Origin of the sequence: Streptomyces chiangmaiensis, assembly GCF_036281785.1 — a bacterium.
Taxonomy (GTDB): domain Bacteria; phylum Actinomycetota; class Actinomycetes; order Streptomycetales; family Streptomycetaceae; genus Streptomyces; species Streptomyces chiangmaiensis.
Window position 1 is genome coordinate 20,461 of the sequence record NZ_JAYWVC010000049.1, and the last position, 24,064, is coordinate 44,524.

Annotated in this window: 18 protein-coding genes and 3 pseudogenes; 11 read left to right on the plus strand and 10 right to left on the minus strand. The window is 70.6% G+C overall.

Going from position 1 to position 24,064, the window contains the following annotated elements; genetic code table 11:
• Positions 1-2: 2 nt before the first annotated feature.
• Positions 3-707, plus strand: coding sequence for an NADPH-dependent F420 reductase (gene npdG, locus VXC91_RS17045; RefSeq protein ID WP_329508109.1), 705 nt, complete (start codon positions 3-5; stop codon positions 705-707).
• 69 nt (positions 708-776) lie between these two features.
• A complete protein-coding gene (locus tag VXC91_RS17050; RefSeq protein WP_329508110.1) occupies positions 777-962 on the plus strand; it encodes a hypothetical protein in 186 nt (61 codons plus the stop codon).
• On the opposite strand, the gene VXC91_RS17055 is transcribed toward VXC91_RS17050, so the two are convergent.
• Positions 952-1,752 (minus strand): site-2 protease family protein, encoded by an 801-nt coding sequence (locus VXC91_RS17055; RefSeq protein ID WP_329508111.1) that lies wholly within the window; start codon positions 1,750-1,752, stop codon positions 952-954. The two genes, VXC91_RS17050 and VXC91_RS17055, sit on opposite strands and share 11 nt — an antisense overlap.
• Positions 1,753-1,881: 129 nt before the next feature.
• On the opposite strand from VXC91_RS17055, the gene VXC91_RS17060 reads away from it, so the two are divergent.
• Together VXC91_RS17060 and VXC91_RS17065 are read left to right on the plus strand one after the other, a co-directional pair.
• Positions 1,882-2,046, plus strand: a complete 165-nt coding sequence (locus VXC91_RS17060; RefSeq protein ID WP_329508112.1) for a hypothetical protein — start codon at positions 1,882-1,884, stop codon at positions 2,044-2,046.
• Positions 2,047-2,081: 35 nt separating this feature from the next.
• The gene (locus VXC91_RS17065) at positions 2,082-5,384 is read left to right on the plus strand and encodes a BTAD domain-containing putative transcriptional regulator (protein ID WP_329508113.1); all 3,303 of its coding nucleotides are present in this window, start codon (positions 2,082-2,084) and stop codon (positions 5,382-5,384) included.
• Positions 5,385-5,412: 28 nt separating this feature from the next.
• Here VXC91_RS17065 and VXC91_RS17070 read toward each other — a convergent pair whose 3' ends face one another.
• The 3 genes from VXC91_RS17070 to panB form a co-directional block, all read right to left on the minus strand.
• Entirely contained in the window at positions 5,413-6,282 is an 870-nt protein-coding gene (locus tag VXC91_RS17070) for an ABC transporter permease (RefSeq protein WP_329508114.1), read from the minus strand.
• The gene (locus VXC91_RS17075) at positions 6,279-7,304 is read right to left on the minus strand and encodes an ATP-binding cassette domain-containing protein (protein WP_329508115.1); all 1,026 of its coding nucleotides are present in this window, start codon (positions 7,302-7,304) and stop codon (positions 6,279-6,281) included. The genes VXC91_RS17070 and VXC91_RS17075 overlap by 4 nt, the downstream gene beginning before the upstream one ends.
• Before the next feature lie 197 nt (positions 7,305-7,501).
• Positions 7,502-8,389, minus strand: coding sequence for a 3-methyl-2-oxobutanoate hydroxymethyltransferase (gene panB, locus VXC91_RS17080; RefSeq protein WP_329508116.1), 888 nt, complete (start codon positions 8,387-8,389; stop codon positions 7,502-7,504).
• Positions 8,390-8,693: 304 nt separating this feature from the next.
• Between panB and VXC91_RS17085 the strand changes: the two genes are divergently transcribed.
• From VXC91_RS17085 to VXC91_RS17100, 4 genes and pseudogenes are all read left to right on the plus strand, one after another.
• Positions 8,694-10,286, plus strand: coding sequence for an MFS transporter (locus VXC91_RS17085; RefSeq protein ID WP_329508117.1), 1,593 nt, complete (start codon positions 8,694-8,696; stop codon positions 10,284-10,286).
• Between the two features lie 93 nt (positions 10,287-10,379).
• Positions 10,380-11,000: a TetR/AcrR family transcriptional regulator gene (locus VXC91_RS17090; protein WP_329508118.1), complete on the plus strand. Its 621-nt coding sequence runs from the start codon at positions 10,380-10,382 to the stop codon at positions 10,998-11,000.
• 256 nt (positions 11,001-11,256) lie between these two features.
• Positions 11,257-12,214, plus strand: a pseudogene (locus VXC91_RS17095) (endonuclease/exonuclease/phosphatase family protein); the annotation flags it as partial.
• Between the two features lie 84 nt (positions 12,215-12,298).
• Positions 12,299-13,518: pseudogene (locus tag VXC91_RS17100) on the plus strand (MFS transporter).
• A 154-nt stretch (positions 13,519-13,672) separates the two neighbouring features.
• Here VXC91_RS17100 and VXC91_RS17105 read toward each other — a convergent pair.
• The 4 genes from VXC91_RS17105 to VXC91_RS17125 all read right to left on the minus strand — a co-directional run bounded on the left by VXC91_RS17105 (position 13,673) and on the right by VXC91_RS17125 (position 19,252).
• The gene (locus VXC91_RS17105; RefSeq protein ID WP_329508120.1) at positions 13,673-15,427 is read right to left on the minus strand and encodes an NAD+ synthase; all 1,755 of its coding nucleotides are present in this window, start codon (positions 15,425-15,427) and stop codon (positions 13,673-13,675) included.
• 302 nt (positions 15,428-15,729) lie between these two features.
• Positions 15,730-17,670, minus strand: a complete 1,941-nt coding sequence (locus VXC91_RS17115; RefSeq protein ID WP_329508121.1) for a S53 family peptidase — start codon at positions 17,668-17,670, stop codon at positions 15,730-15,732.
• Between the two features lie 293 nt (positions 17,671-17,963).
• Positions 17,964-18,587 (minus strand): DUF305 domain-containing protein, encoded by a 624-nt coding sequence (locus VXC91_RS17120; protein ID WP_329508122.1) that lies wholly within the window; start codon positions 18,585-18,587, stop codon positions 17,964-17,966.
• Entirely contained in the window at positions 18,584-19,252 is a 669-nt protein-coding gene (locus tag VXC91_RS17125) for a DUF3105 domain-containing protein (RefSeq protein ID WP_329508123.1), read from the minus strand. Before VXC91_RS17125 ends, VXC91_RS17120 begins: the two co-directional genes overlap by 4 nt.
• Positions 19,253-19,400: 148 nt before the next feature.
• Here VXC91_RS17125 and VXC91_RS17130 point away from each other — a divergent pair, with 148 nt between their 5' ends.
• The gene (locus VXC91_RS17130) at positions 19,401-19,844 is read left to right on the plus strand and encodes an Rrf2 family transcriptional regulator (protein WP_329508124.1); all 444 of its coding nucleotides are present in this window, start codon (positions 19,401-19,403) and stop codon (positions 19,842-19,844) included.
• Positions 19,845-19,935: 91 nt separating this feature from the next.
• Here VXC91_RS17130 and VXC91_RS17135 read toward each other — a convergent pair whose 3' ends face one another.
• Positions 19,936-21,126, minus strand: a complete 1,191-nt coding sequence (locus VXC91_RS17135) for a globin domain-containing protein (protein ID WP_329508125.1) — start codon at positions 21,124-21,126, stop codon at positions 19,936-19,938.
• A 328-nt stretch (positions 21,127-21,454) separates the two neighbouring features.
• Between VXC91_RS17135 and VXC91_RS17140 the strand changes: the two genes are divergently transcribed.
• Entirely contained in the window at positions 21,455-22,816 is a 1,362-nt protein-coding gene (locus VXC91_RS17140) for a glutamine synthetase family protein (RefSeq protein WP_329508126.1), read from the plus strand.
• A gap of 7 nt (positions 22,817-22,823) precedes the next feature.
• Here VXC91_RS17140 and VXC91_RS47445 read toward each other — a convergent pair.
• Positions 22,824-23,096, minus strand: a pseudogene (locus tag VXC91_RS47445) (hypothetical protein); the annotation flags it as partial.
• Positions 23,097-23,326: 230 nt separating this feature from the next.
• Between VXC91_RS47445 and VXC91_RS17150 the strand changes: the two are divergent.
• Positions 23,327-24,064: SDR family oxidoreductase (locus VXC91_RS17150; protein ID WP_329508127.1), on the plus strand; the 738-nt coding region annotated here is incomplete at its 3' end.

The following is a 24,064-nucleotide window of genomic DNA, read 5'->3' on the forward strand; positions in this document are numbered from 1 at the left end:
TCATGACCTCTACCGACAGTGCACCCAACGCCGCCGCCAAGGACCCCTGGGACCTTCCCGACGTCTCCGGGCTCGTCGTCGGCGTGCTCGGCGGTACCGGGCCGCAGGGCAAGGGCCTGGCCTACCGGCTCGCCCGGGCCGGCCAGAAGGTGATCATCGGCTCGCGCGCCGCGGAGCGCGCCCAGGCCGCCGCCGAGGAGATCGGCCACGGCGTCGAGGGCGCCGACAACGCCGAGGCCTCCCGGCGCAGCGACGTCGTGATCGTCGCCGTGCCGTGGGAGGGCCACGGGAAGACGCTCGAGTTCCTGCGCGAGGTGCTGGCCGGCAAGCTCGTCGTCGACTGCGTCAATCCGCTCGGCTTCGACAAGAAGGGCGCGTACGCGCTCAAGCCGGAGGAGGGCAGCGCCGCCGAGCAGGCCGCCGCGCTGCTGCCGGACTCGCGGGTCACCGCCGCCTTCCACCATCTGTCCGCCGTGCTCCTGCAGGACCCCGAGGTCGAGCAGATCGACACCGACGTCATGGTCCTCGGCGAAGAGCGCGCCGACGTGGAGATCGTCCAGGCCCTCGCCGGACGCATCCCCGGCATGCGCGGGATCTTCGCGGGCCGGCTGCGCAACGCCCATCAGGTCGAGTCCCTCGTGGCGAACCTGATCTCCGTCAACCGGCGGTACAAGGCACACGCCGGCCTGAGAGTGACCGACGTGTAGTGGGCGCACGGGCATGGGGGAGACTGGACGCCGTACGACCACGCCGTCCGTCCGTCAGGAGCCGACCCCATGCCCCGCCTCGCCCTCTACACCCTCGCCGTGTGCATCCTCTCCGTCGCGGCGGCCGTCGTCTCCTTCGCCGAGGGCAGCTGGCTGGGGATCGTCTGGGTGCTGCTCGCGGGTCTTTCGTCCAACATGGCCTGGTACTACCTGCGGCGCGGCAAGGCCGCCCGGAGCCGCTCGGTCAGCGACTGACCTGGCAGAACTCGTTGGTGCCCTGCCAGAAGCGGTAGAGCTCCTGGCCGCAGTAGCGGTCGAAGTCCTCGATGCCCATGCCGCGCAGGATCGAGTCGATCGCGTCGAAGAAGACGTTGTTGACCGACGGGACCCACAGCAGCGCGAACACGAACAGCAGGCCGAACGGCGCGAAGGGCTCCACCTGCCGCTTGACGTTGTACGACAGCCAGGGCTCGATGACTCCGTAGCCGTCCAGGCCCGGCACCGGCAGGAAGTTCAGGATCGCTGCCGTCACCTGCAGCAGTGCCAGGAAGGCCAGGGCGAACCGGAAGTCCTGCGGCACGCCGTCCAGCGCATGCAGCCAGAACGGGGCCGTGCACACGAGCGCGAACAGGACGTTCGTCAGCGGGCCCGCCGCGGAGATCAGGCTGTGCCGCCAGCGCCCCCGGATGCGGCCCCGCTCGATGAACACCGCACCGCCCGGCAGGCCGATCCCGCCCATGATCACGAAGATCACCGGCAGCACGATGCTCAGCAGCGCGTGTGTGTACTTCAGCGGATTGAGGGTGAGATAGCCCTTCGCTCCGACCGAGATGTCGCCGCTGTGCAGGGCGGTGCGCGCGTGCGCGTACTCGTGCAGACACAACGACACGATCCAGGCGGCCGTCACGAACAGGAACACGGCCACCCCGGGCTGCGCGGCGAAACCGCTCCAGGTGGCCCATCCGGTGACCGCCGTCACGGCCAGGATCCCGACGAAGACGGGGCTGACCCTCCGGTCGCTGTGGCGGGTGGCGGCGGTGGTCATGGGACTCCTGAGAGCATCGGGTGGCAGCAGTGGCGGGTCGACCGTACCGGTGACGGGGGAAGAACGTCCTGCGGACGACCCCGGGTTCCTGCTCGGCAGGCTGTCATCGAGTCGACCGAGGAGGTGGCCATGACGATCGCCGGCGACCGGGTCGAGTCCAGCCGGACCCTGCTGACCCGTCCTGTGGACGGCGAGTGCCCGCACGAAGGGTCCGGTGCGTCCGGCGACCAGATCGAGATCCCCGTCGCCGACCGGACCCTGCTCCTCGACTCCTTGCGCTTCATACGGGTCTGAAACCCGGAGGCGGCCCCCCGGCGGCCCCGGAGACAATGGACCCCGTGCGCTATCGCATTCTCGGCACCACCCAGGCACTTCGCACCGACGGCAGCCCCGTCCCGGTCGGCGGGGCACGGCTGCGTGCCCTGCTCACCGTGCTCGCCCTGCGGCCCGGCCGGGCCGTCCCCGCCGTCCTCCTCGTCGACGAGGTGTGGGACGACGACCTGCCCGCCGACGCCACCGGCGCCCTGCAGGCGCTGGTGGGGCGACTGCGCCGGACACTCGGGGCGGACACGGTCGAGTCCGTGGACGGCGGCTACCGGCTGGCCGCGGCGCCGGACGACGTCGACCTCCACCATTTCGAGCGGCTCGCCGCGGAGGGCCTGGCCGCTCTGGCCGATGGCGACCCGGCGAAGGCGGCGGTCGTCCTCGACGACGCCCTCGCCCTGTGGCACGGACCCGCCCTCGCCGACCTCCCGGACCGCACGGCCGAGGCGGCCCGCTGGGAGACCCGCCGCCTCGACGTGCGCCGCGCCCGCCTGGCCGCGGCCCTCGCCCTCGGGCACGGCGAGCAGCACCTGCCCGAGCTGACCGCCCTGTGCGACCTCCATCCGCTGGACGAGCCCCTCCAGGCGCTGCGCCTGCGCGCACTGCGCGACGCGGGCCGCACGGCGGAGGCACTGGCCGCGTACGAGGACGTACGGCGCCTGCTCGCGGACCGCCTGGGCTCCGACCCGGGACCGGAACTGCGGTCCCTCCACGGAGAGTTGCTGCGGAGCCAGGAGGCGGTGCCGTCCCGTGCCCTGCCGCACGCCCGCACCGCCGAACCGGAGGGCGCCCTTCCCGCACCCGCGCACCCCGGCAACCTCCGCGCCCGCCTCACCTCCTTCGTCGGGCGGGACGCCGACATCGACACCCTGCGGGACGACCTCGCCGGCGCCCGGCTCGTCACCCTGCTCGGGCCCGGCGGAGCCGGGAAGACCCGGCTGTCGCAGGAGGCCGCCGAGGCCGTGGCGCACCTGGTGCCGGACGGGGTGTGGCTGGCCGAGCTGGCGCCGGTGGACGACCCTCAGGCCGTTCCCGAGGCAGTGCTCACCGCCGTCGGGGCACGCGAGACCGTGCTGCGCGGTGCCGGTGCCGAGGAGATGCGCGCCGCCGCCGAACGGCACGACGACCCCCTCGTCCGGCTCGCCGAGCACTGCGCGCGGCGCCGCATGCTGCTCATCCTCGACAACTGCGAGCACGTCGTGGACGCCGCCGCCCGGCTGGTCGAACACCTCCTCCAGCACAGCCCCGGTCTTACGGTCCTCGCCACCAGCCGGGAGCCCCTCGGCGTACCGGGGGAGTCGCTGCGGCCGGTGGAACCGCTGCCGCAGCCGTACGCGCTGAAGCTGCTCGCCGACCGCGGCGCCGCCGCCCGGCCCGGCTTCCGCATCGAGGACGACCCCGAGGCCGCGGCAGAGATCTGCCGCCGCCTGGACGGACTGCCGCTCGCCATCGAACTGGCGGCCGCCCGGCTGCGGATGCTGTCGCCGCGCCAGATCGCCGACCGGCTCGACGACCGCTTCCGGCTGCTCACCTCCGGCAGTCGCACCGTGCTGCCACGGCAGCAGACCCTGCGGGCCGTCGTCGACTGGTCCTGGGACCTCCTCGACACGGACGAGCGCACGGTGCTGCGCCGGCTGTCCGTCTTCTCCGGTGGCTGCGACCTCACCGCGGCCGAGGCCGTGTGCGGGCCCATCGCGCTGGAGGCGCTCGGCTCCCTCGTCGACAAGTCCCTGGTGGTGGCCGCGCCCTCGGGCGACGGGGAGATGCGTTACCGGCTCCTGGAGACCGTCGCCGAGTACGCGGGCGAGCGGCTCGAGGAGTCCGGCGAGCGGGCCGACGCCGAGCGCGCCCACCTCACGTACTACCGCGAACTGGTCCGCACCACCGACCCGTTGCTGCGCGCATCGGGTCAGGGCGCCGCGATCGACCGGCTGGAGCTGGAGTACGAGAACCTGCGCACCGCCCTGCGCCGCGCCGTAGCGACCCGCGACGAGCACGAGGCGCTCTGCCTGCTCCTCTCCCTGGCCTGGTACTGGCAGATGCACGATCAGCGCACCGAGGCCCGCACCTGGTCCACCGCGGTCATCGCCCTCGGCCCCGATCCCTTCACGGCCCCTGCCCGGCCGGTGCCGGACATTGCCGAGACATGCACCGACAGCCCGCCGCCGATGCGCCCGGAGATCCTCGAGGAGGCCCGGCGCGGTGCTCATCTCGTCCACCTCGCCTGCATGGACATGGATCACAAGGCGTGGGAGACGCCGCAGGCCAAGGAGAAGCTGAGGGTCATTAGCGAGACCTACCGGCCGGGCCAGCCGCAGACCTGCCGGATGCCCGGATTCCTCTGGTTCTTCGCCGTTCTGTTCACCGCCGACCTCGACCGCATGCGAGCGGTCATCGACGAGTCCGTGCGCACCTGCCGCGAGCTCGGCTACACCTGGGAGCTGGGCCAGACCCTCCAGATGCGGGCCAACATCCTCGCCAACCGCAGCACCTGGGCGGGAGACGCGACCCGGGACGCCGAGGAGGCACTGGAGATCTTCCGTCGGATCGACGACGCCTGGGGTGCGGCCGAGGCCCTGTCCGCCCGCGGTGAGGCCCATGAACGCCGCGGCGACCTCCTCCTCGCCGCCGCCGACTTCGAGGCGGCCCGTGCGTACGCCGAACGGCTCGGAGCCCGCACCCAGATGGCCGTCCTCGACGCCCGGCTCGGCAGCGTGCTGCTGGACGCGGGGGAGACCGAGCGGGGCGAGCGGCTGCTGCGCCGGGTCGTCGAGGACAGCCACGGCTCGTCCAGCGATGCCATGCCCGCCGCCCGGCTCTTCCTGACGATGTGGCTCGGGCGCACCGAGCGGGTCGCCGAGGCCCGTGAGCAACTGGAGCTGTTGCGCCGTGACTTCGGGGCCGTGGGCTTCGTGGTCTTCGACGGCATCGTGCTCGGCCTGGAGGCCTGGCTGGACACGATCGAGGAGCGGTACGACGAGGCCGCGGCGAAGGTGCGCACCGCCCTCGTGCGGGCCTCGGACCGGATGACCCGGGTGGTGGCGCCGCACCTTCCGTCCGTGCACCTGTGCATCGGGGCGGTCGTGCTCGCCGGCCTCGACGGCGGGCGACGCGCCCGGGACGCGGCCCGGTGCCTGGGTGCCGCCGACCGGCTGCTGCCCCCCGGTCACTTCCGGGCCCCGTCGGAGCAGGAGATCCGCGCCGAGGCGGAGGCGCGCGTCCGGGCCCTGCTGGGCGACGCGGCGTACGAGGCCGGGTACGCGGAGGGTGACGGCCTCTCCCTCGAGGAGGCCGTCACCCTCGTGTGACGCGGTCCTGATTCCCGTGCCGCGGAAGTCAGGCCTTGGTGGTGAACTTGCGGATGGCGACCGGGGCCATGACCGCGGTCAGGACGACCGACCAGAGCACCGTCACCAGCACGTCGTGGCCGATGGGCTGTCCGCCGTTCATCAGGCCGCGGGCGGCGTCCGCCAGCGACGACAGTGGGTTGTAGTCGGTGAAGGCCTGGAGCCAGCCGGGCATGGTGTTCGTGGGCGCGAAGATGGACGAGCCGAACTGCAGAGGCATCAGCACGAGGAACCCCATCGCTTGGATGGCCTGGGCGTTCTTCATCACGACGCCCATGGTCAGGAAGATCCACATGATGCCGAAGCCGAACACCATCGACAGGCCGATGGCGGCGAACAGCCCCGGCACGTTCGCCACGGACAGGCCGAGGGCGAAACCGACCGTGAGGAGCACCGCGGTGGCGACCAGCATGCGGCCGATCTCCACCGTGATCTTGGCGATCAGGACGGAGAAGCGGGCGATCGGCAAGGACCGGAAGCGGTCCATGACGCCCGTCTGGAAGTCCTGGTTGAAGCCGGTCCCGACACCCATGGCGATGTTCATGCCCATCATCGCCATCAGGCCGGGGACCACGTAGTTGACGTAGGCATCCCGGTTGTGGGTGCCCGCGATCGCGCCGCCGAAGACGAACACGAACAGCAGGGTGAAGACGATCGGCATGAGGATCGCGTCGAACATCGACTCCGGGTCCTGCCGGATCCACAGCAGGTTGCGGCGGACCAGGGCGCCGATGTGGCGCAGATTGGCGCGCAGTCCGATGCGGCCCTCGACGGGAACCAGGGGAGAACCGGTCGTGCTCGAGGGGGCGGCGCGGAGCGCCTCGTCCAGGGTGGCGGTGGGCGACGGGCGGGAGCTCATACGGCGACCTCTTCACGGGCGGTGGAAGAATCCTGCGGGGCACCGGCCCTGCGGCCGGTGAGCGACAGGAACACCTCGTCCAGGCTGGGCAGTTCGGTGGCGATGCCGGCGAGCGTGATGCCGCGGGCGGTGACCGCGCCGACGACCGCGGTCAGCTGTTCGTCGCTGAGGACGGGCACGAGGACGGTGCCGGTCTCGCTGTCCACGGTCGCGCTGCCGGGGCCGGTCAGGCCGAACTCGTCGAGTGCCGCGGCGGTCGGGTGCAGCTCGCGGGGGTCGGCCGGGCGGATGCGCAGCGTACGGCCGCCGACCCGCGCCTTCAGCTCGTCGATACGGCCGCCCGCGATGACCTTGCCGCGGTCGATGACGGTCAGCTCGGAGGCCAGCTGCTCGGCCTCCTCCATGTACTGGGTGGTGAGCAGCACGGTGGCGCCCTCGGCGACCATCCGCTTGACCTCGGTCCACACCTCGTTGCGGGTGCGCGGGTCGAGGCCGGTGGTCGGCTCGTCGAGATAGAGGACGGCCGGGTGGCCGATCATGGAGGCGGCGAGGTCCAGGCGGCGCCGCATACCGCCGGAGTACGTGGAGGCCGGGCGCTTGGCCGCCTCCGTGAGCGAGAACCGCTCCAGGAGACCGTCGGCCCGGGCCCGGGCCTCCTTGCGGGGCAGGTCGAGGAGCCGGCCGATCATGTACAGGTTCTCGAACCCGGAGAGCTTCTCGTCGACCGAGGCGTACTGGCCGGTGAGGCCGATCACGCGCCGCGTCTGCCGCGGCTGCCGGACGACGTCGTAGCCGGCGACCGTCGCATGGCCGGCGTCCGGGGTGATGAGGGTGGACAGGCAGCGGACCAGGGTGGTCTTGCCCGCGCCGTTCGGACCGAGCACGCCGAGGACGGTGCCCTCGCGCACGTCGAGATCGACACCGTCCAGTGCCCTGGTCTCGCCGTAGTGCTTGACCAGCCCCCGTACGGTGACGGCCGCGTCCGGTGCGGCGTCGCTGGGCTTGTTGTCGATTCGCGTCATGCCGACCACGGTGCCAGTCGGCACCGACAAACCGCCTACAGGCCGCCGACAGCCGCGCCGCGCCCCCTACAGGACGCCGACAGCCCGCCGACGGGGGAAGATCGGCGGGCTGTCGAGCGCCCCGGGCGGGGGCGCGGGAACTGCGTGACCGGCCTGAAAACGGTCCGCAGCAGGTCGATCATCGCACCGGCGGTGTCTCAGTGCACCGAGTGCTCCTCCAGCGGGAACGTCCCGCCCGTCACGTCCTCCGCGAACGCCTTCGCCGCGTCACCCATCACCCGGCGCAGGTCCGCGTACTGCTTCACGAACTTCGGCACCCGCCCGCCGGTCAGCCCCAGCATGTCGGTCCACACCAGGACCTGTGCGTCGGTGTCGGGGCCCGCGCCGATGCCGACCGTCGGGATGTGCAGCGTGCGGGTGACCTCCGCGGCCAGCTCCGCCGGGACCAGCTCGAGCACGACCGCGAACGCGCCCGCGTCCTGCACCGCCTTGGCGTCCCGCATCAGCTGCGCGGCGGCCTCCTCGCCACGGCCCTGCACGCGGTAACCCATCGCGTTGACCGACTGCGGGGTCAGCCCGATGTGTGCCATGACCGGGATGCCGGACTGCACCAGCAGCTCGATCTGGTCGTGCGAGCGCTCGCCGCCCTCCAGCTTCACCGCGCCGACGCCGGCCTCCTTCACCAGGCGGGTGGCCGAGCGCAGCGCCTGCACCGGGCCCTCCTGATACGAGCCGAAGGGCAGGTCGCCGACGATCAGAGCACGCTTGGTGCCCCGTACGACCGCCGCCGACAGCATGGTCATCTCGTCGAGGGTGACGGGTACCGTCGTCTCGTACCCGAGGTGGCAGTTGCCCGCGGAGTCGCCGACGAGCATCACCGGGATGCCGGCCTCGTCGAAGACGGACGCGGTCATCGCGTCGTAGGCGGTGAGCATGGGCCACTTCTCGCCGCGTTCCTTGGCGGCGGTGATGTCGCGGACGGTGATGCGGCGGTTGCTCTTTCCTCCGTACAGCGCCTTGCTGCTGTCGGAGGGCTTGAGCGCACCCTGAGAGGGCTGCCCCTGGGCAGCCGGAAGCTGCGTCATCACAACGCTCCTTCTGTCATCTCGAGGCGCCCTGACGGCGTCCCCGGACCACCCCCATGGTGGCACCTCGTGCCACGCCCGGCTAGTGCGGGGGACGCGAGGTGGCTCACCTCCGCGCGGTACGGGCCAGGCCTCCGGCCGGAGGCGGCAGCCTCCCGGAGCGCCCCGATCGGGCCCGGGAAACAGGATGTGCGGCGCCGCGCGAGGGGTGCTCCGACCTGGGACCTAGGTCTCTCTGTAAGGTCTCCGTAAAGTATTTCGATACGAGACCGTTCCGTATCGGAATTCCCCTACGCTCGCTGCCATGACTACCCCAGCTGCCCTTGCAGAACGGCGCGTGCCCGAGGCGGTACACCGGCGTCGATGGGCCATCCTCGGCGTGCTGATGCTCAGCCTGCTCATCGTGGTGCTCGACAACTCCATCCTGAACGTCGCCATCAAGACGATCTCCACTCCGGCGCCGACCGGCCTGGGTGCCACCCAGAGCGAGCTGGAGTGGGCCATCAACGCCTACACCCTGGTCTTCGCCGGGCTGCTGTTCACCGCGGGTCTGTTGGGTGACCGCGTGGGGCGCAAGAAGACGCTGCTGGCCGGTCTCTTCGTGTTCGGTGCGGGGTCGGCGCTCGCCGCGGAGTCCGGTTCGCCCGCTCAGCTCATCGTGTTCCGCGCGCTCATGGGCCTCGGCGCGGCCTTCGTCATGCCCGCCACGCTCGCCGTTCTCATGAACGTCTTCGAGCGCGACGAGCAGCCCAAGGCCATCGGCATCTGGGCGGGCGGCGTCGGTCTCGCCATCGCGATAGGACCGATCACCGGTGGTCTGCTCCTCGACCACTTCTGGTGGGGTTCCGTCTTCCTCGTCAACGTGCCGATCGTGATCATCGCCCTGGGCCTGATGGTCTGGCTGGTCCCCGACTCCCGCGACCCCAACCCCGGCCGTGTCGACCCCGTCGGCGTCGTCCTGTCCGTCGTCGGCCTGGTCCTGCTCGTCTACGGCATCATCAAGGGCGGCCAGCTCGCCGACTTCACCGACGCCACGGTGCTCGCGACCATAGCCGCGGGTCTCGCCGTTCTCGCGCTCTTCGTGGTGTTCGAGAAGCGCAGCGACCACCCGTCCATAGACGTCACGTACTTCAAGAACAAGGTCTTCTCCGCCGCCATCGGCGCGATCGCGCTGGTCTTTTTCGCGCTGATGGGCGTGACGTTCTTCTCCGTCTTCTACACCCAGAGCGTGCGGGGCTACTCGCCACTGCAGACGGGTCTGCTCATGCTGCCGCTGGCCGCCGCGCAGATGATCTTCGCGCCGCGTGCCCGGCTGCTGGTCGACCGGTTCGGCAACAGGGCCACGACCACCGGCGGCATGGTGATCATCGCCGCGATGCTCGCCGCGTTCGCCACCCTGCAGGCGGACACCCCGATCTGGATCCTCGAGGTCATCTTCTTCCTGATGGGCACCGGCATGGCGCACATCATGACCCCGACCAGCGTCGTCATCATGCAGGCGCTGCCCCGCGAGAAGGCGGGCTCCGCGTCCGCGCTCAGCAACACCTTTCGGCAGGTCGGCGGTGCGCTCGGCATCGCGGTCCTCGGCTCGGTCCTGTCGGCGACGTACCGCGACGGCATCCAGGACAAGCTCTCCCTCCTCCCGTCGGGCGTCCGGCACACCGCGGGCGAGTCGATCGAGGCGACGCTCGGCGTGGCCGCGAAGCTCGGCCCGAACGGCAGGGCCCTCGTGTCCCCGGCCGACGACGCCTTCCTGCACGCCATGCATGTCACGGCGCTGTGCGGCGCGGGCGTGGCGGTGCTCGGCGTGGTCGTCGTGGCGCTGTTCCTGCCCGGCAAGGCGCCCGCGCCGCGGGGCGGCAGGGAGGAGCCGGAGTTGGTGGCGGCCGAGCACTGACGGCACGTCATGGCCGGGCACGCGGAGTGCCGGGTGTCCGGTCATGCCTACACCGGGGAGAATCATCCCAGCACAGCAAGGACGGAGCCGAATGTGAGCCTCGCGGAGAGCCGAACCCAGCAGGATTGCCCCGTGCGGGGGCGCCCCCGTAGCGAGGCCGTCGAACGGGCCATCGTCGAAGGGGTGATGAAGCTCATCGAGGACGGCGTGCCCCTCGCGGACCTGTCCATAGAGCGCATCGCCCGTACCGCCGGCGTCGGCAAGGCCACCATCTACCGTCGGTGGAACAACAAGGAGGACCTCTTCGTCGACGTGATGCGGGCCACCGAGCCGCCGGACCCCGAGCTGCCCGGCACCTCGATGCGTGAGGACCTCGTGGTGCTGCTGGAGTCGCTGCGCCGGCGCGGGCTGGCCAGCCGCTCCTCGGCGATCCTGCACAACGTGTACGCGCAGATGAAGAGCAGCCCCAAGATCTGGGCCGCCTACCACGCGACCGTCATCGCCCCCCGGCGTCGGCTCGGGCTCGAAGTCCTGCGCCGCGGACAGCTGAACGGCGAAGTGCGCGAGGACGTCGACGTCGAGCTGATGAACGACATCCTGGTCGGCCCCATGCTCGTGCGTTCCGTGCTGCGCCCGGACGCCAAGCTGGAGGAGGGCCTCGCCGAGAAGATCGTCGACACGGTCATGGAGGGACTACGCCCCGTCAGTTCCTGACCGCAGTGTCCGGGTCTCGTCACAGAAGGCACAGCCCGTGCCGTCATCCGGAACCCCTCGCGCCGCGTTCGTCGTCTTCGTCCGCGAACGGCCGCCAGGGTGCGGCAGGAACGGAGCCGATCATCCCCTAGGGTCGGTACCGCATGGGACGACGGTGTGCACGGCAAGGTGTGAGGCGACGTATGGCGCGGGCGTACATGACGGAGGCGGGTACCGGCGGCACGGGGCCGGGCCGCAGAGGGTCCCGGCTCCGGCACGTGTCCGACGCCCTGCGCGACGGCCGCGGCATCTGGCGCCGCGGGATGGTGCTGGCGGCTGTTGCGGTCGTCCTCGCGCTCGTGCTGGTGCTGCACGCGCGGATCCCCAACACCATAGGCAACCTCGGCAGTCTCACCGAGACGTTCCTGCCCTGGCTGGGCGTCCTCATCCCGCTGCTGCTGGTGCTCGCACTGGTGCGGAGGTCGGCGACCGCGCTGGTCGCCCTGGTGCTGCCCGTCGTCGCGTGGCTGAACCTCTTCGGCGGGCTGCTCGGTGACAAGACCGGCAGCGGCGGCGATCTGGCGGTCGCCACGCACAACGTCAACGCGGACAACCCCGACCCCTCCGGCACCGCCCGTGACGTGGCGGCCTCCGGCGCGGACGTGCTGGCCCTGGAGGAGCTGAACGCGTCCGCGGTCCCGGTGTACGAGCGGGCGCTGGCGTCGACGTACAAGTACCACTCGGTGCAGGGCACGGTCGGCCTGTGGAGCAAGTACCCGCTGAGCCGGATCGCGGCCGTGGACATCAAGCTCGGCTGGACACGGGCGATGCGGGCGACGGTGGCCACGCCGCAGGGGCCGGTCGCCGTCTATGTCGCCCACATGCCTTCGGTGCGGGTGAAGCTGGCGGCCGGGTTCACCGCGCGGGAGCGGGACACCAGCGCGGACGCGCTCGGTGAGGCCATCGCCGACGAGAAGCTGGACAGGGTGATCCTGCTGGGCGACCTCAACGGCACCATGAACGACCGGTCGCTCAAGGCCGTCACCTCACAGATGCGTTCCACGCAGGGCGCGGCGGGCAGCGGCTTCGGCTTCAGCTGGCCGGCGTCGTTCCCGATGGCGCGGATCGACCAGATCATGGTCAAGGGTGTGGAGCCGATGAGCTCGTGGACCCTGCCGCGGACGGGCAGCGACCATCTGCCCATTGCGGCGCGGGTGAAGGTCACCACGTCGTAACCTGCCGGAATACTGGGCCTGGCAGGCTTTGTTCCGTACGTGAACATATAAGGTGACGGAACTCCTGAAAGGCAAAGGCCCTTCATGCCCCTGGCCCTGCTCGCCCTCGCCGTGGGCGCCTTCGGCATCGGTACGACCGAGTTCGTGATGATGGGCCTGCTGCCCGACGTCGCGGACGACCTCCACATATCCGTCCCCGCCGCCGGGCACCTGGTCTCGGCGTACGCGCTGGGCGTGGTGATCGGCGCACCGCTGCTCGCCGCGGTCACGGCCCGTATGTCCCGCCGCACCGTCCTCATCGGCCTGATGGTGCTATTCGTGCTGGGCAATGCGCTGTCCGCACTCGCCCCCGGCCACCACTGGCTGCTGGCCGCCCGCTTCCTGAGCGGTCTGCCGCACGGGCCTTCTTCGGCGTCGGCGCGGTGGTCGCCACGCATCTGGCGGCGCCCGAGCGCAAGGCACGCTCGGTCTCGCTGATGTTCCTGGGGCTGACGGTCGCCAACATCGCGGGCGTGCCGGTGGCCACGCTGATGGGCCAGGACCTTGGGTGGCGGGCGACGTTCCTGGGGGTGAGCGTGATCGGCGCGGCGGCGATCGCGTCGCTGTTCCCGCTGATCCCCCGGGACCATACCCATGCCCCAGGCGGCGGCCTGAGGGGAGAACTGGTGGCCCTGCGCTCCCTGCCGGTCTGGCTGGCGCTGGGCACGACGGTGGCGGGCTTCGGCGCGCTGTTCTCGGCGTACAGCTATGTGACGCCGATGCTGACGGACGCCGCGGGGTACGCGGACGCGAGCGTGACGCTGCTGCTGGCCCTGTTCGGCGTGGGCGCGACCATCGGCAATCTGGTGGGCGGCCGGCTCGCTGACCACTCGCTGCGGGGCACCCTGTTCGGCGGCCTGACCTCGATGGTCGTGGTCCTGTCGCTGTTCCCGCTGCTCATGGGCGCCGAGTGGAGCGCCGCCCTGGCGGTGACACTGCTGGGCACCTCGGCCTTCATCACGGGCTCCCCGCTTCAGCTGATGGTGATGGAGAAGGCGTCCGGCGCCCCCTCCCTCGCATCCTCGGCGAACCAGGCGGCCTTCAACCTGGCGAACGCCGGCGGCGCCTGGATCGGCGGCCTCGCCCTGGCGGCGGGCCCCGGCGTCACGTCCCCGGCGCTCGCGGGCGCGGCCCTGGCGGTGCTGGGTCTTGCGGTGGCGGGGGTCGCGTACGCGGTGGACCGGCGACCGGGCGCTCCGCAGACCGGCCGGGAACGTGTGATCGCGACGCATGTTCCGGAGCAGGTGGAGACGGTGCACGGCTGACGCGGCAGGCCGTCCACGCCTCCCACGCCTCCGCCCGCTCGACCAGAATATGCTCCCCCCTCATGTGCGGACTTTGCCTGCCGGCCGAACTCATCGCCGCGGTCCGCCCGTTCGACGGGGGCGCCGCCGGTGCGGCGGCGCCCCTCGGCGAGCGTCATGCGTGTTCGCGCCACCTGTTCGTGATCGGCAGGCGGCGGTCCTTGCCGAAGCCCTTCGCCGAGATCTTCGTGCCCGGCGGGTACTGGCGGCGCTTGTACTCCGCGGTATCGACCATGCGCAGGGTCTTCACCACCAACTCGCGCTCGAAGCCCGCCGCCACGATCGCGTCGGCGCCCTTGTCCCGGTCCACATAGAGGTCGAGGATCGCATCCAGCACCGGGTAGTCGGGCAGCGAGTCGGTGTCGACCTGGCCCGGGCGCAGTTCCGCGCTCGGCGGCTTCGTGATCGAGTTCTCCGGGATGGGCGGCGTCTGGCCCCGCTCCAGCGCCGCACGGTTCCGCCACCGCGCCAGCTGGAAGACCGATGTCTTGTACACGTCCTTGATCGGTCCGTACGCGCCCACCGAGTCGCCGTACAGCGTCGAGTAGCCCACCGCCAGCTCCGACTTGTTGCCGGGTGCCAGCACGATGTGCCCCTCCTGGTTGGAGATCGCCATCAGCAGCGTCCCACGCAGCCGGGACTGCAGGTTCTCCTCCGCGAGCCCGGTGAGGCCCAGCGCGTCCATGTATGCGGAGAACATGGGCTCGATGGCGACGGTACGGAAGTGCAGGCCCGTCCGCCGCGCCAGCTCCGCCGCGTCGCCCTTCGAGTGCTCGGAGGAGTACTTCGACGGCATCGACACCCCGTACACGTTCTCCGCGCCGATCGCGTCACATGCGATCGCCGCGACCAGCGCCGAGTCGATACCGCCGGACAGACCGATGAGGACCGACCGGAAGCCGTTCTTCGTCACGTACGCCCGCAGACCCACGACCAGCGCCGAGTAGACCTCCTCCGCGTCGTCGAGGCGCTGCGCGTATCCGCCGGTCAGCTCGGGCTCGTATGCCGGCAGCGGCTCCTCGGACAGCACCAGACGGTCGATGCGCAGAGCGTCGTCCACCACGCCGGTCGGCGCGTCCGGCTCCGCCCGCGGCAGGTCGAGGTCCATGACCACGCACCCCTCGCCGAACTGCGGCGCCCGCGCGAGCACCTCGCCGTCGGCGGCGACGACGATCGAGTCCCCGTCGAAGACCAGCTCGTCCTGCCCGCCCATCATGGCCAGGTAGGCGGTGGTGCAGCCGGCCTCCTGCGCGCGCTTGCGCACCAGTTCCAGGCGGGTGTCGTCCTTGTCGCGCTCGTACGGCGAGGCGTTGATCGAGAGCAGCAGGCCCGCCCTCGCGGTCCGCGCGGCCGGCACGCGGCCGCCGTCCTGCCACAGGTCCTCGCAGATGGCGAGCGCGATGTCGACGCCGTGCAGCCGCACGACCGGCATCGTGTCGCCCGGCACGAAGTAGCGGAACTCGTCGAAGACGCCGTAGTTGGGCAGGTGGTGCTTGGCGAAGGTGAGCGCCACCTCGCCCCGGTGCAGCACCGCCGCGGCGTTCTGTGGGGCCCCGGCCGGCTGTCCGTACTTCGGCTGGGCGGTCTCGGAGCGGTCGAGGTAGCCGACGAGCACCGGCAGCTCCCCGAGGCCCTCGGCGGCGAGGCGCGCGGCGAGATCCCTCAGGGCAGCGCGCGAGGCCTCGACGAAGGAGGACCGCAGGGCGAGGTCCTCGACGGGATAGCCGGTCAGCGCCATCTCCGGGAACGCCACCAGATGCGCTCCCTGCTCGGCGGAGTGCCGGGTCCAACGGGCGATCGCCTCGGCGTTTCCGGCAAGATCACCGACGGTCGAGTCGATCTGATTCAGGGCGAGGCGTAGTTGAGGCACGCGCCCAGTCTAGACGCCAGTAATCGTCAGAGCGACACAATGGGGGTGTGGGGCATCGCACGTGGCAGGCGCGCCCGGCCACGTACGCTCTCGTCAGCTGCGCGGGCCGTACGCGTCGGCCATCCGGAAGCGGATCGGGGAGGCCGTGGACGCCCTCGGACTCGACGGGCCCGCGACCGTGGTCGGGCACTCGCCGGCCGGCTTCCATGCCGAGGCGTTCGCCCGGCTCTTCGGACACGTACGCGCCCGCCCTCCGGTGAGGGAGGACGGGCGCGACGTGGGAACGCGAAGCCGGTCGCCGGTCAGTGGCGGCTCCACGAGGTGACGTAGCCCGGAGCGGGCGAGCCCACGCCGGTCACGTCGTCGTAGCCCTTCACGGCACTCAGCGAGCTGTCCTTGCCGAGGCTGCGGACCGAGGTGGCGAGCCCGTCAGCGGCGTCGAAGCCGTTCACGAAGTCGACACGCGCCACGGCGAGTCCGGAGCCCGTCGGGGTGTCCGTGACGTCGTGGTACACCCTGGACCCGTACTTGGCGTAGATCGCCGGGTTGGCGAAGCCGATCGCCTTGCCGCCGCGGGCCTCCTGGGACAGGGCCTGGACGGCCGCGATCACGGGCGCAGCGAGCGAGGTGCCGCCGATCCGGTACTCGCTGTACTGCTGCGACCCGTCCGGGAAGGTCTGCGTCTGGCCGACCTTGAAGCCGGTGTTGGGATCGGCGATCGCCGCGATGTCCGGGACGACGCGGTTACCGGTGGCGTTGTTCGCCGTGGCCAGCGTGTTCGGTACGACGCCCTTCTGGTAGTTGGGCTCCGCAACGGTCTTGCTGGTGCCGCCGCCCGCGCCCGAGGTGAACGCGCCGGGGAAGCCCGTCCAGCTCTTGCCGTCGGCCGAGAGGTTGGCCTTCTCCGTGCCCCAGCCGGTCTCCCACTGGTACTTGTCGCCCTTGCCGACGGCCAGCGAGGTACCGCCGACCGCGGTCACCCATGCCGAGTTGGCCGGGGTGTCGACCTGCTTCGTACCGGTGTGGGCGATCTCGTCGCCGTTGTCGCCGGAGGAGAAGTAGAAGCCGATGCCCTCGACCGCGCCGAACTGGAAGACCTGGTCGTAGGCGGCCGCGACGTCCGGCGTCTCGTTCGCCTCGATGTCGCCCCACGAGTTGGAGACGATGTCGGCCAGATGCCCGTCGACGATCTTGCCGAGCGAGTCGAGCAGGTCGTCGTCGTAGCAGGAGGCGGCGCCCACGTAGGTGATGCTCGCGGCGGGGGCGACCGCGTGCACGGCCTCGACGTCGAGGGTCTCCTCGCCGTACCAGCCCGCGGCTCCGCACTCCTTGGTCTTGGTGTACTTGCCCGGCAGGACCTGGCGCAGCTGGCCACTGGCGTAGGCGGCGTCGCCGTGCTTCTTCGCGTAGGTGCCGGCGTCGAAGGCGATGGTCGGCGAGGCGTACGCGTCGGTGATGGCCACCCGCACGCCCTTGCCGGTGTAGGACCCGGCGCCGTACGCGGCCCGCAGCTGCTTGCCGGTGTAGCCCTGGACGGCGTACGGGATCTTGGTGCCGTACGCGTCCGGCAGCGTCGTCGCGGTGTTCGAGCCGTAGTACGAGGAGAACGGCCCGGCGTTCTTGAACACGGCGTCCGGCGGCGGCAGCTGGTCCTTGTGGCTCGCCTTGTGGGGCGCGTTGTCCAGGCCGGTGACGGTCAGGACGGCACCCTTCAGGCCCTCCGGCACGGTGGCCGTCTGCGACGGCGCCCGGTAGGTCTTCGAGCCCTTGGCGTAGTTGTGCAGTTGGGTGCCGAACGCCTTCTCGGCGGCGGAAACGTCACCGGTGACGGCGACATAGTGCTGCGTGACGGCGGTGATCTGGAGGCCGGCCGCCTTCAGCCACGACTTCACAGCGGCCACCTGGGCCTTGGTCGCGCCGAAGCGCTGCTGCGTCTGCTTGGCGCTCAGGTACCTGCCGTACAACGGCGATGCCGGGTTCGAGACGGTCTGCGCGTACGCGGCAAGGCCCTTGGCGTCGCGACCTGCGAGGTACACGCGGGCGGAGACCTGGGCGCTGTTGGAGGTCGCGCCCTTGTCCGCCTTGGCCGTCGCCCATACGGGCTTGGTGCCCGCGAGCGCGTCCCGGCCGGGGTTGTCCGCGGCGTGCGCTGCGGGTATGCCGAGCGCCAGTGCGCCGGTGAGCAGCGGCAGTGTCGCTGCCAGGCTCACGCCGGCGCGCGCCTTGGCGCGGTTGGATCTCATAAAACCCCCTGCGATGCGGTTCGTCGCATGTAGTGGTCGGTGATCCACGGAGAACCCCGCGCCTGGAACGCGCGTTGAATGGATCACACGATGAAGGCCACTCTTTCGATGAACAGTTCATGCAAGGGGAATGAAAAGGCCAAGAAGACCTCAAGTGACCGTGAATTGTGGGCATGTGAGGCATTTTCGGTGAACCGCCCCGTGTTGCGGCCCGATGGCGACGGTCCGGGCGGGCCGGGCTTCCCCCGGCACCGGGGAGCGCGGCGAGCTCTTCCGGGGATCTGGTCGCCGCACTAGTCGCGTGGCTTCGCGCCGCGCTCCTCGAGCATCGTCGTCATCAGCTCGATCTCCGACTGCTGCGCGTCGACCATGCCTTGTGCGAGCCTCTTCTCCACGCCCACCGTGCACTTGGCGACACAGCCCCCGGCCATGTGGATGCCGCCCCTGTGGTGGTCGGTCATCAGTTGGAGGTAGAGGATGTCGGCCTGCTCGCCCTCGAGCGTGTCGAGCTTCTTCAGCTCGCTGTCGGTCGCCATGCCCGGCATCAGCGCGCCGTCCTCGCCCGAGGGCATGTCCTCCATGCTCATCCACGTCATCGGCGGATCGGCGGACACCTTCGGCGCTCCCCACAGGTCGAGCCAACCCAGCAGCATGCCGCGCTGGTTGGCCTGCGTCTGCGCGATGTCGTAGGCGAGACGTCGCACTTCCTCGTTCTTCGTGCGGTCGCGCACGATGTACGACATCTCGACGGCCTGCTGGTGGTGGACCGCCATGTCCCGGGCGAAGCCCGCGTCCGCCGAGTCGGCGGTGGGCACCTTCGCCGTGGACCCGGTGTCCTCGGCGACCGCATAGGTGATCGCCCCGGCCGCGACGAGCGCCGCCGCCGCGGTCCCGGCGATCCAGCCGATGTGCCTCACTGCCCCAGCCCACCGGTGCAGGCGGCCCCCGGCTCGGGCGTCTGGGAGCCCTGGACGAACTGGGCGAAGAACGCGTCGACCTTCGGGTCGCTCGCGCTCGTCACCGTGCGCTGGTGGGCCCAGGCGGAGAGCATGATCGGGTCCTTCTGGTCGTCGACGGGGCTCATCAGTGTGTACGGCGTCTTCTTGACCTTGGCGGCGAGCGCGTCGACGTCGGCCTTGGACGCCTTGCTGTTGTACGTCACCCAGACGGCGCCGTGCTCCAGCGAGTGGACGGCGTTCATGTTGTCGACGGGCTTGGTGTAGACGTCGCCGTCGCAGTTCTGCCAGACCGGGTTGTGGTCGCCGCCGACCGGGGGCTCCATGGGGTAGGCCACGGTCTTGGCGGTGTGCGTGCGGCCCAGCGTGCCCTTCCAGGTCTTCACGCCGTCCGAACCCGTGACGAAGTGGCCCGAGCCCTTCTGGTCGCCCGCCGCCGCGGAGGCCTTGTCCCCGGACTGCGACTGGATCAGGACGACACCGCCGACGACAAGACCGGCGACGACGACCACGCTCGCGGCGAGGGTGACGATCCGGTTGCGGCGCTCGCGTGCGCGCTCGGCACGGCGCATCTCTTCTATGCGCGCCCTGCGCTCGGCGGAGCCGGTCTTGTTCGCGGAGCCCATGTCGAGTCCTTTGAGGGAGGGACGTTCGGGACGGCTGATCGTAGTGGGACGGAAGCGCCCGTACGCAGGGCGGGCGCGGGAATGGCCCCCCAGGGGGCTTTTCTGCCGATAATTTGAACCGGGGATGCGCATTATTTAAGCTGGCGGCATGCGGCTGTTGCGCTCCACCGATCTGGCACTGCGCCTCCTGATGCGGCTCGCCGTCGCCGGCGGGTCCAACCCCACGACCCGCGAGGTCGCGGCGGTCATGGACGTGCCGTACACGCACGCCGCGAAGGTCGTCGCCGAGCTGCAGCACATGGGGCTGCTCGAAGCCCGGCGCGGCCGGGGTGGCGGGCTCGCGCTGACCGAGGCCGGTCGTACCGCATCGGTGGGTGCGATCGTCCGCGCCTTCGAGGGCGACGGAGACGTCGTCGACTGCGAGGGCGCCACGCCCTGTCCGCTCCACACCGGGTGCCGGCTGCGGGGTGCGCTACGGCGGGCCCAGGAGGCGTTCTTCGCCTCCCTGGACCCGCTGACGGTCGAGGACGTGGTGGCGGCGCCGACGGGAGCGCTGCTGCTGGGGCTGCCGACCGCGCGACAGGCGTCATAGGTCCTGTCCGGACACGAAAGGCCGGCCGGAGGCGGTGGGGAATCCGCCTCCGGCCGGCCGGGCAGGGTGGGTCGGCAGGGTGCCGGACGGGTCAGGCCGCGGCCTGGGCCAGCCACATGTCCGAACCGAAGACCTCGTAGTGGACGTCGGCCGGGGCCACCCCCTTGGCGATGAGCTGCTCGCGCACTGCCCGCATGAACGGCAGCGGACCGCACAGGTACGCGTGTGTGCCGCTCGGGACGGCGACATCGGAGAGGTCGACCCGGCCGGGCCGCCCGGCGTCCTCATGGTCCTGCTCGTAGAAGAAGACGGACCAGCCCTCCGGCAGCTTGGCCGCGTACGCCTCGTGGTCGGAGCGCAGCGCGTGGTGGGCGGGGGAGCGGTCGGCGTGCACCACGGTCACCGGGGCTCGGTGGCCGGTGAGCGCGAGCTGCTCCAGCATGGCGACCATCGGGGTGACGCCGATGCCGGCGGAGGCGAGCAGCAGCGGCGCGTCGGTGTCCTCCAGGACCAGGTCACCGTACGGGGCGGACAGCTGGACGACGTCGCCCGCATGTACGTGCGCGTGCAGGTGGTTCGAGACCTCGCCGTCGGGGGTCGTGGCGTCGCCGCTCACCCGCTTGACGGCGAACTGCCGCTCCGGGGAGCCGGGGGCCGCGGTCAGGCTGTACTGGCGGATCTGCCGGGCGCCGTCGGCGAGGCGGACACCGACCGAGACGTACTGGCCGGCGCGGTAGCCGGGCACCGGGCCGTCGTCGACGGGGCGCAGCTTGAAGCTGGCCACGTCGGCGGTTTCCTCGGTCCGCTCGACGACCATCCACTCGCGCCAGCCGGTCTGCTCGCTCTGCTCGTACAGCCGCTTCTCGATGGCCATGAGGGCGTTGGCCATCAGCCAGTAGACCTCGGTCCAGGCGGCGGCGACCTCGGGGGTGACCGCATCGCCGAGAACCTCGGCGATGCCGGCGAACAGGTGCTCGTGGACGATCGGGTACTGCTCCGGCGATATGCCCAGCGAGGCGTGCTTGTGGGCGATGCGCTGCAGCATCACGTCGGGACGCTGGTCGGGGTTGTTCACCAGGTGCGAGGCGAAGGCGGCGATGGAGCCGGCGAGGGCCTGCTTCTGGCTTCCGTCGGCCTGGTTGCCGCGGTTGAAGAGGTCGCGCAGCAGTTCGGGGTGGGCTTCGAAGAGCCGGTCGTAGAAGCGCTCGGCGATGTCGCCTATGGCCGCGCCGACGGCGGGCAGGGTGGCGCGGACGGTGGCCGCTGACTGCTCGGACAGCATCGTGACTCCTCCGATGATCGATCATTCGTCCCTTCGAGACGGTATTCAAACTTGCATTTGAGATGCAAATTAAACGGGCGTGGCGTCGCTCACGTGCGAAGCGCTCCCGCCATTACGGATGCCGGTGCGAGCGGGCAAGATGGGCGGCAGAGCAGTACACCCGCGCACCCTTCGTACACCGGGCGTCCGGGCCGATGGGCAGCACCGCGATCAAGGTCCGCAACGCGGAGGAAACGGTGTTGTGGTGTGATGCTCAGGTGCCGGTGCCCGACCGCCTCTCGCGTGGTACCGGCAGGCGGCCTGACCAGCAAGGATGGGGAAGCGGAAGATGGACAAGCAGCAGGAGTTCGTGCTCCGGACGTTGGAGGAGCGCGACATCCGTTTCGTACGCCTGTGGTTCACGGACGTGCTGGGCTTCCTCAAGTCCGTGGCCGTGGCGCCCGCCGAACTGGAGCAGGCCTTCGACGAAGGCATCGGCTTCGACGGCTCCGCGATCGAGGGGTTCGCGCGGGTCTACGAGTCCGACATGATCGCCAAGCCGGATCCGTCGACGTTCCAGGTCCTGCCCTGGCGTGCCGAGGCCCCCGGGACGGCCCGTATGTTCTGCGACATCCTCATGCCGGACGGCTCACCGTCCTTCGCGGATCCGCGGTACGTGCTCAAGCGGGCCCTCGCCCGCACCTCCGACCTGGGATTCACCTTCTACACCCACCCGGAGATCGAGTTCTTCCTGCTGAAGGACCGGCCCCTCGACGGCACCCGCCCGACCCCGGCCGACAACTCGGGCTACTTCGACCACACGCCCCAGAACATCGGCATGGACTTCCGCCGTCAGGCGATCACGATGCTGGAGTCGATGGGCATCTCGGTCGAGTTCTCCCACCACGAGGGCGCGCCGGGCCAGCAGGAGATCGACCTGCGCTACGCGGACGCGCTGTCCACGGCCGACAACATCATGACGTTCCGCCTGGTCATGAAGCAGGTGGCGCTGGAGCAGGGCGTGCAGGCGACGTTCATGCCGAAGCCGTTCTCGGAGCACCCGGGCTCCGGCATGCACACGCACCTGTCCCTCTTCGAGGGTGACCGCAACGCTTTCTACGAGTCCGGAGCCGAGTACCAGCTCTCCAAGGTCGGCCGCTCCTTCATCGCGGGTCTGCTGCGGCACGCGGCGGAGATCTCGGCGGTCTCCAACCAGTGGGTGAACTCCTACAAGCGCATCTGGGGCGGCTCCGAGCGCACCGCGGGCGCGGGCGGCGAGGCGCCGTCGTACATCTGCTGGGGCCACAACAACCGTTCGGCCCTCGTCCGCGTCCCGATGTACAAGCCGGGCAAGACCGGCTCGGCACGCGTCGAGGTCCGCTCCCTCGACTCGGGCGCGAACCCGTACCTCGCCTACGCGGTCCTGCTGGCCGCCGGCCTCAAGGGCATCGAGGAGGGCTACGAGCTGCCGCCGGGCGCCGAGGACGACGTCTGGGCCCTGACGGACGCCGAGCGCCGCGCGATGGGCATCGAACCCCTGCCGCAGAACCTCGGCGAGGCCCTCACGCTGATGCAGCGCAGCGACCTGGTCGCCGAGACGCTGGGCGAACACGTCTTCGACTTCTTCCTGCGCAACAAGCAGGCCGAGTGGCACGAGTACCGCAGCGAGGTCACGGCGTTCGAGCTGCGGAAGAATCTGCCGGTGCTGTAGCCGCAGGTCAGGGCGGGTTTCTCGGCATCCGAGGCGGTGGGGCCGACGGTCGTGCACCGTCGGCCCCACCGCGTCTCGCCCCCTGCGCCGTCTCTGGGCCGTCAGACGCTGGACCGGTGCCCTCGTAGAGGCTGTCCAGGGCCTTCCGGGCGCGCGCGTCGCTGCTCGGGATCAGGTGCGTGTACACCCGGAGCGTGAACCCCGGATCGGTGTGTCCGAGGTAGTGGCTCGACGCCTTGATGTTCTCGCCGGCGTCCAGAAGAACCGAGGCGTAGAAGTGCACATTGGTTTTTGGCCGTATCACAGCCCAGGCAGCCGCCGCCCAACAGCCGCGTTGCACGGTGGCGTCCGCCTCGTCGAGAGATTTTTTTCGCGGTCCTGCCTGCAGGCGCCTGTCACAAATGGTTCCGCCGTCCTGTCACATCCAGTGCAGGCATTACTGATCAGTGCCGGTGAGCAGCTCACCACAGGATGCGCGCCGCACATGAAAACCTTGGAGAGGACTCCATCATGAAGGTCGTAGTCATCGGCGGAACCGGGCTGATCGGCTCCAAGCTGGTCGCCAAGCTCAACGAGCGTGGGCACGAGGCGGTCGCGGCCGCGCCCAACACAGGCGTCAACACGCTGACCGGCGAGGGGCTCGCCGAGGTGCTGAAGGGCGCGGAGGTCGTGGTCGACGTGTCCAACGCGCCCTCGTGGGAGGACGACGCCGTGATGAACTTCTTCCGCACCTCGACCACCAACCTCCTGCAGGCGGAGGCGGACGCCGGTGTGACCCACCATGTCGCGCTGTCTATCGTCGGTACCGACCGCCTGGACAACGGCTACTTCCGCGCCAAGCTGGCCCAGGAAGAGCTGATCAAGGCGTCCGGCATCCCCTACTCCATCGTCCACGCCACGCAGTTCTTCGAGTTCGTGGCCGCAATCGCGGACGCGGCCACCGAGGGCGACCGGGTGCATATCGCTCCCGTCAAGTTCCAGCCCATGCACTCCGACGACGTGGCCGCTGCCGTCGGCCGTACCGCGGTCGGTACCCCGGTCAACGGCGTGGTGGAGGTCGCCGGTCCCGACGTGTTCCAGTTCGACGAGCTCATCCGCAAGGTGCTCGCCGCCAAGAACGATCCCCGCACGGTCGTCACGGACCCGCACGCCCGGTACTACGGATCCGAGCTGGAGGAGACCTCGCTCGTGCCGGTTTCCGGCGCGCAACTCGCCGAGACCCGGTTCGTCGACTGGGTCGCGCAGCAG

What these genes read in the sequence shown, in the direction of transcription:
- npdG (WP_329508109.1), top strand. Translation starts at nt 3, where the DNA reads ATGACCTCTACCGACAGTGCACCCAACGCCGCCGCCAAGGACCCCTGG.
- VXC91_RS17050 (WP_329508110.1), top strand. Translation starts at nt 777, where the DNA reads ATGCCCCGCCTCGCCCTCTACACCCTCGCCGTGTGCATCCTCTCCGTC.
- VXC91_RS17055 (WP_329508111.1), bottom strand. Translation starts at nt 1,752, where the DNA reads ATGACCACCGCCGCCACCCGCCACAGCGACCGGAGGGTCAGCCCCGTC.
- VXC91_RS17060 (WP_329508112.1), top strand. Translation starts at nt 1,882, where the DNA reads ATGACGATCGCCGGCGACCGGGTCGAGTCCAGCCGGACCCTGCTGACC.
- VXC91_RS17065 (WP_329508113.1), top strand. Translation starts at nt 2,082, where the DNA reads ATGGACCCCGTGCGCTATCGCATTCTCGGCACCACCCAGGCACTTCGC.
- VXC91_RS17070 (WP_329508114.1), bottom strand. Translation starts at nt 6,282, where the DNA reads ATGAGCTCCCGCCCGTCGCCCACCGCCACCCTGGACGAGGCGCTCCGC.
- VXC91_RS17075 (WP_329508115.1), bottom strand. Translation starts at nt 7,304, where the DNA reads ATGACGCGAATCGACAACAAGCCCAGCGACGCCGCACCGGACGCGGCC.
- panB (WP_329508116.1), bottom strand. Translation starts at nt 8,389, where the DNA reads ATGACGCAGCTTCCGGCTGCCCAGGGGCAGCCCTCTCAGGGTGCGCTC.
- VXC91_RS17085 (WP_329508117.1), top strand. Translation starts at nt 8,694, where the DNA reads ATGACTACCCCAGCTGCCCTTGCAGAACGGCGCGTGCCCGAGGCGGTA.
- VXC91_RS17115 (WP_329508121.1), bottom strand. Translation starts at nt 17,670, where the DNA reads ATGAGATCCAACCGCGCCAAGGCGCGCGCCGGCGTGAGCCTGGCAGCG.
- VXC91_RS17125 (WP_329508123.1), bottom strand. Translation starts at nt 19,252, where the DNA reads ATGGGCTCCGCGAACAAGACCGGCTCCGCCGAGCGCAGGGCGCGCATA.
- VXC91_RS17130 (WP_329508124.1), top strand. Translation starts at nt 19,401, where the DNA reads ATGCGGCTGTTGCGCTCCACCGATCTGGCACTGCGCCTCCTGATGCGG.
- VXC91_RS17135 (WP_329508125.1), bottom strand. Translation starts at nt 21,126, where the DNA reads ATGCTGTCCGAGCAGTCAGCGGCCACCGTCCGCGCCACCCTGCCCGCC.
- VXC91_RS17140 (WP_329508126.1), top strand. Translation starts at nt 21,455, where the DNA reads ATGGACAAGCAGCAGGAGTTCGTGCTCCGGACGTTGGAGGAGCGCGAC.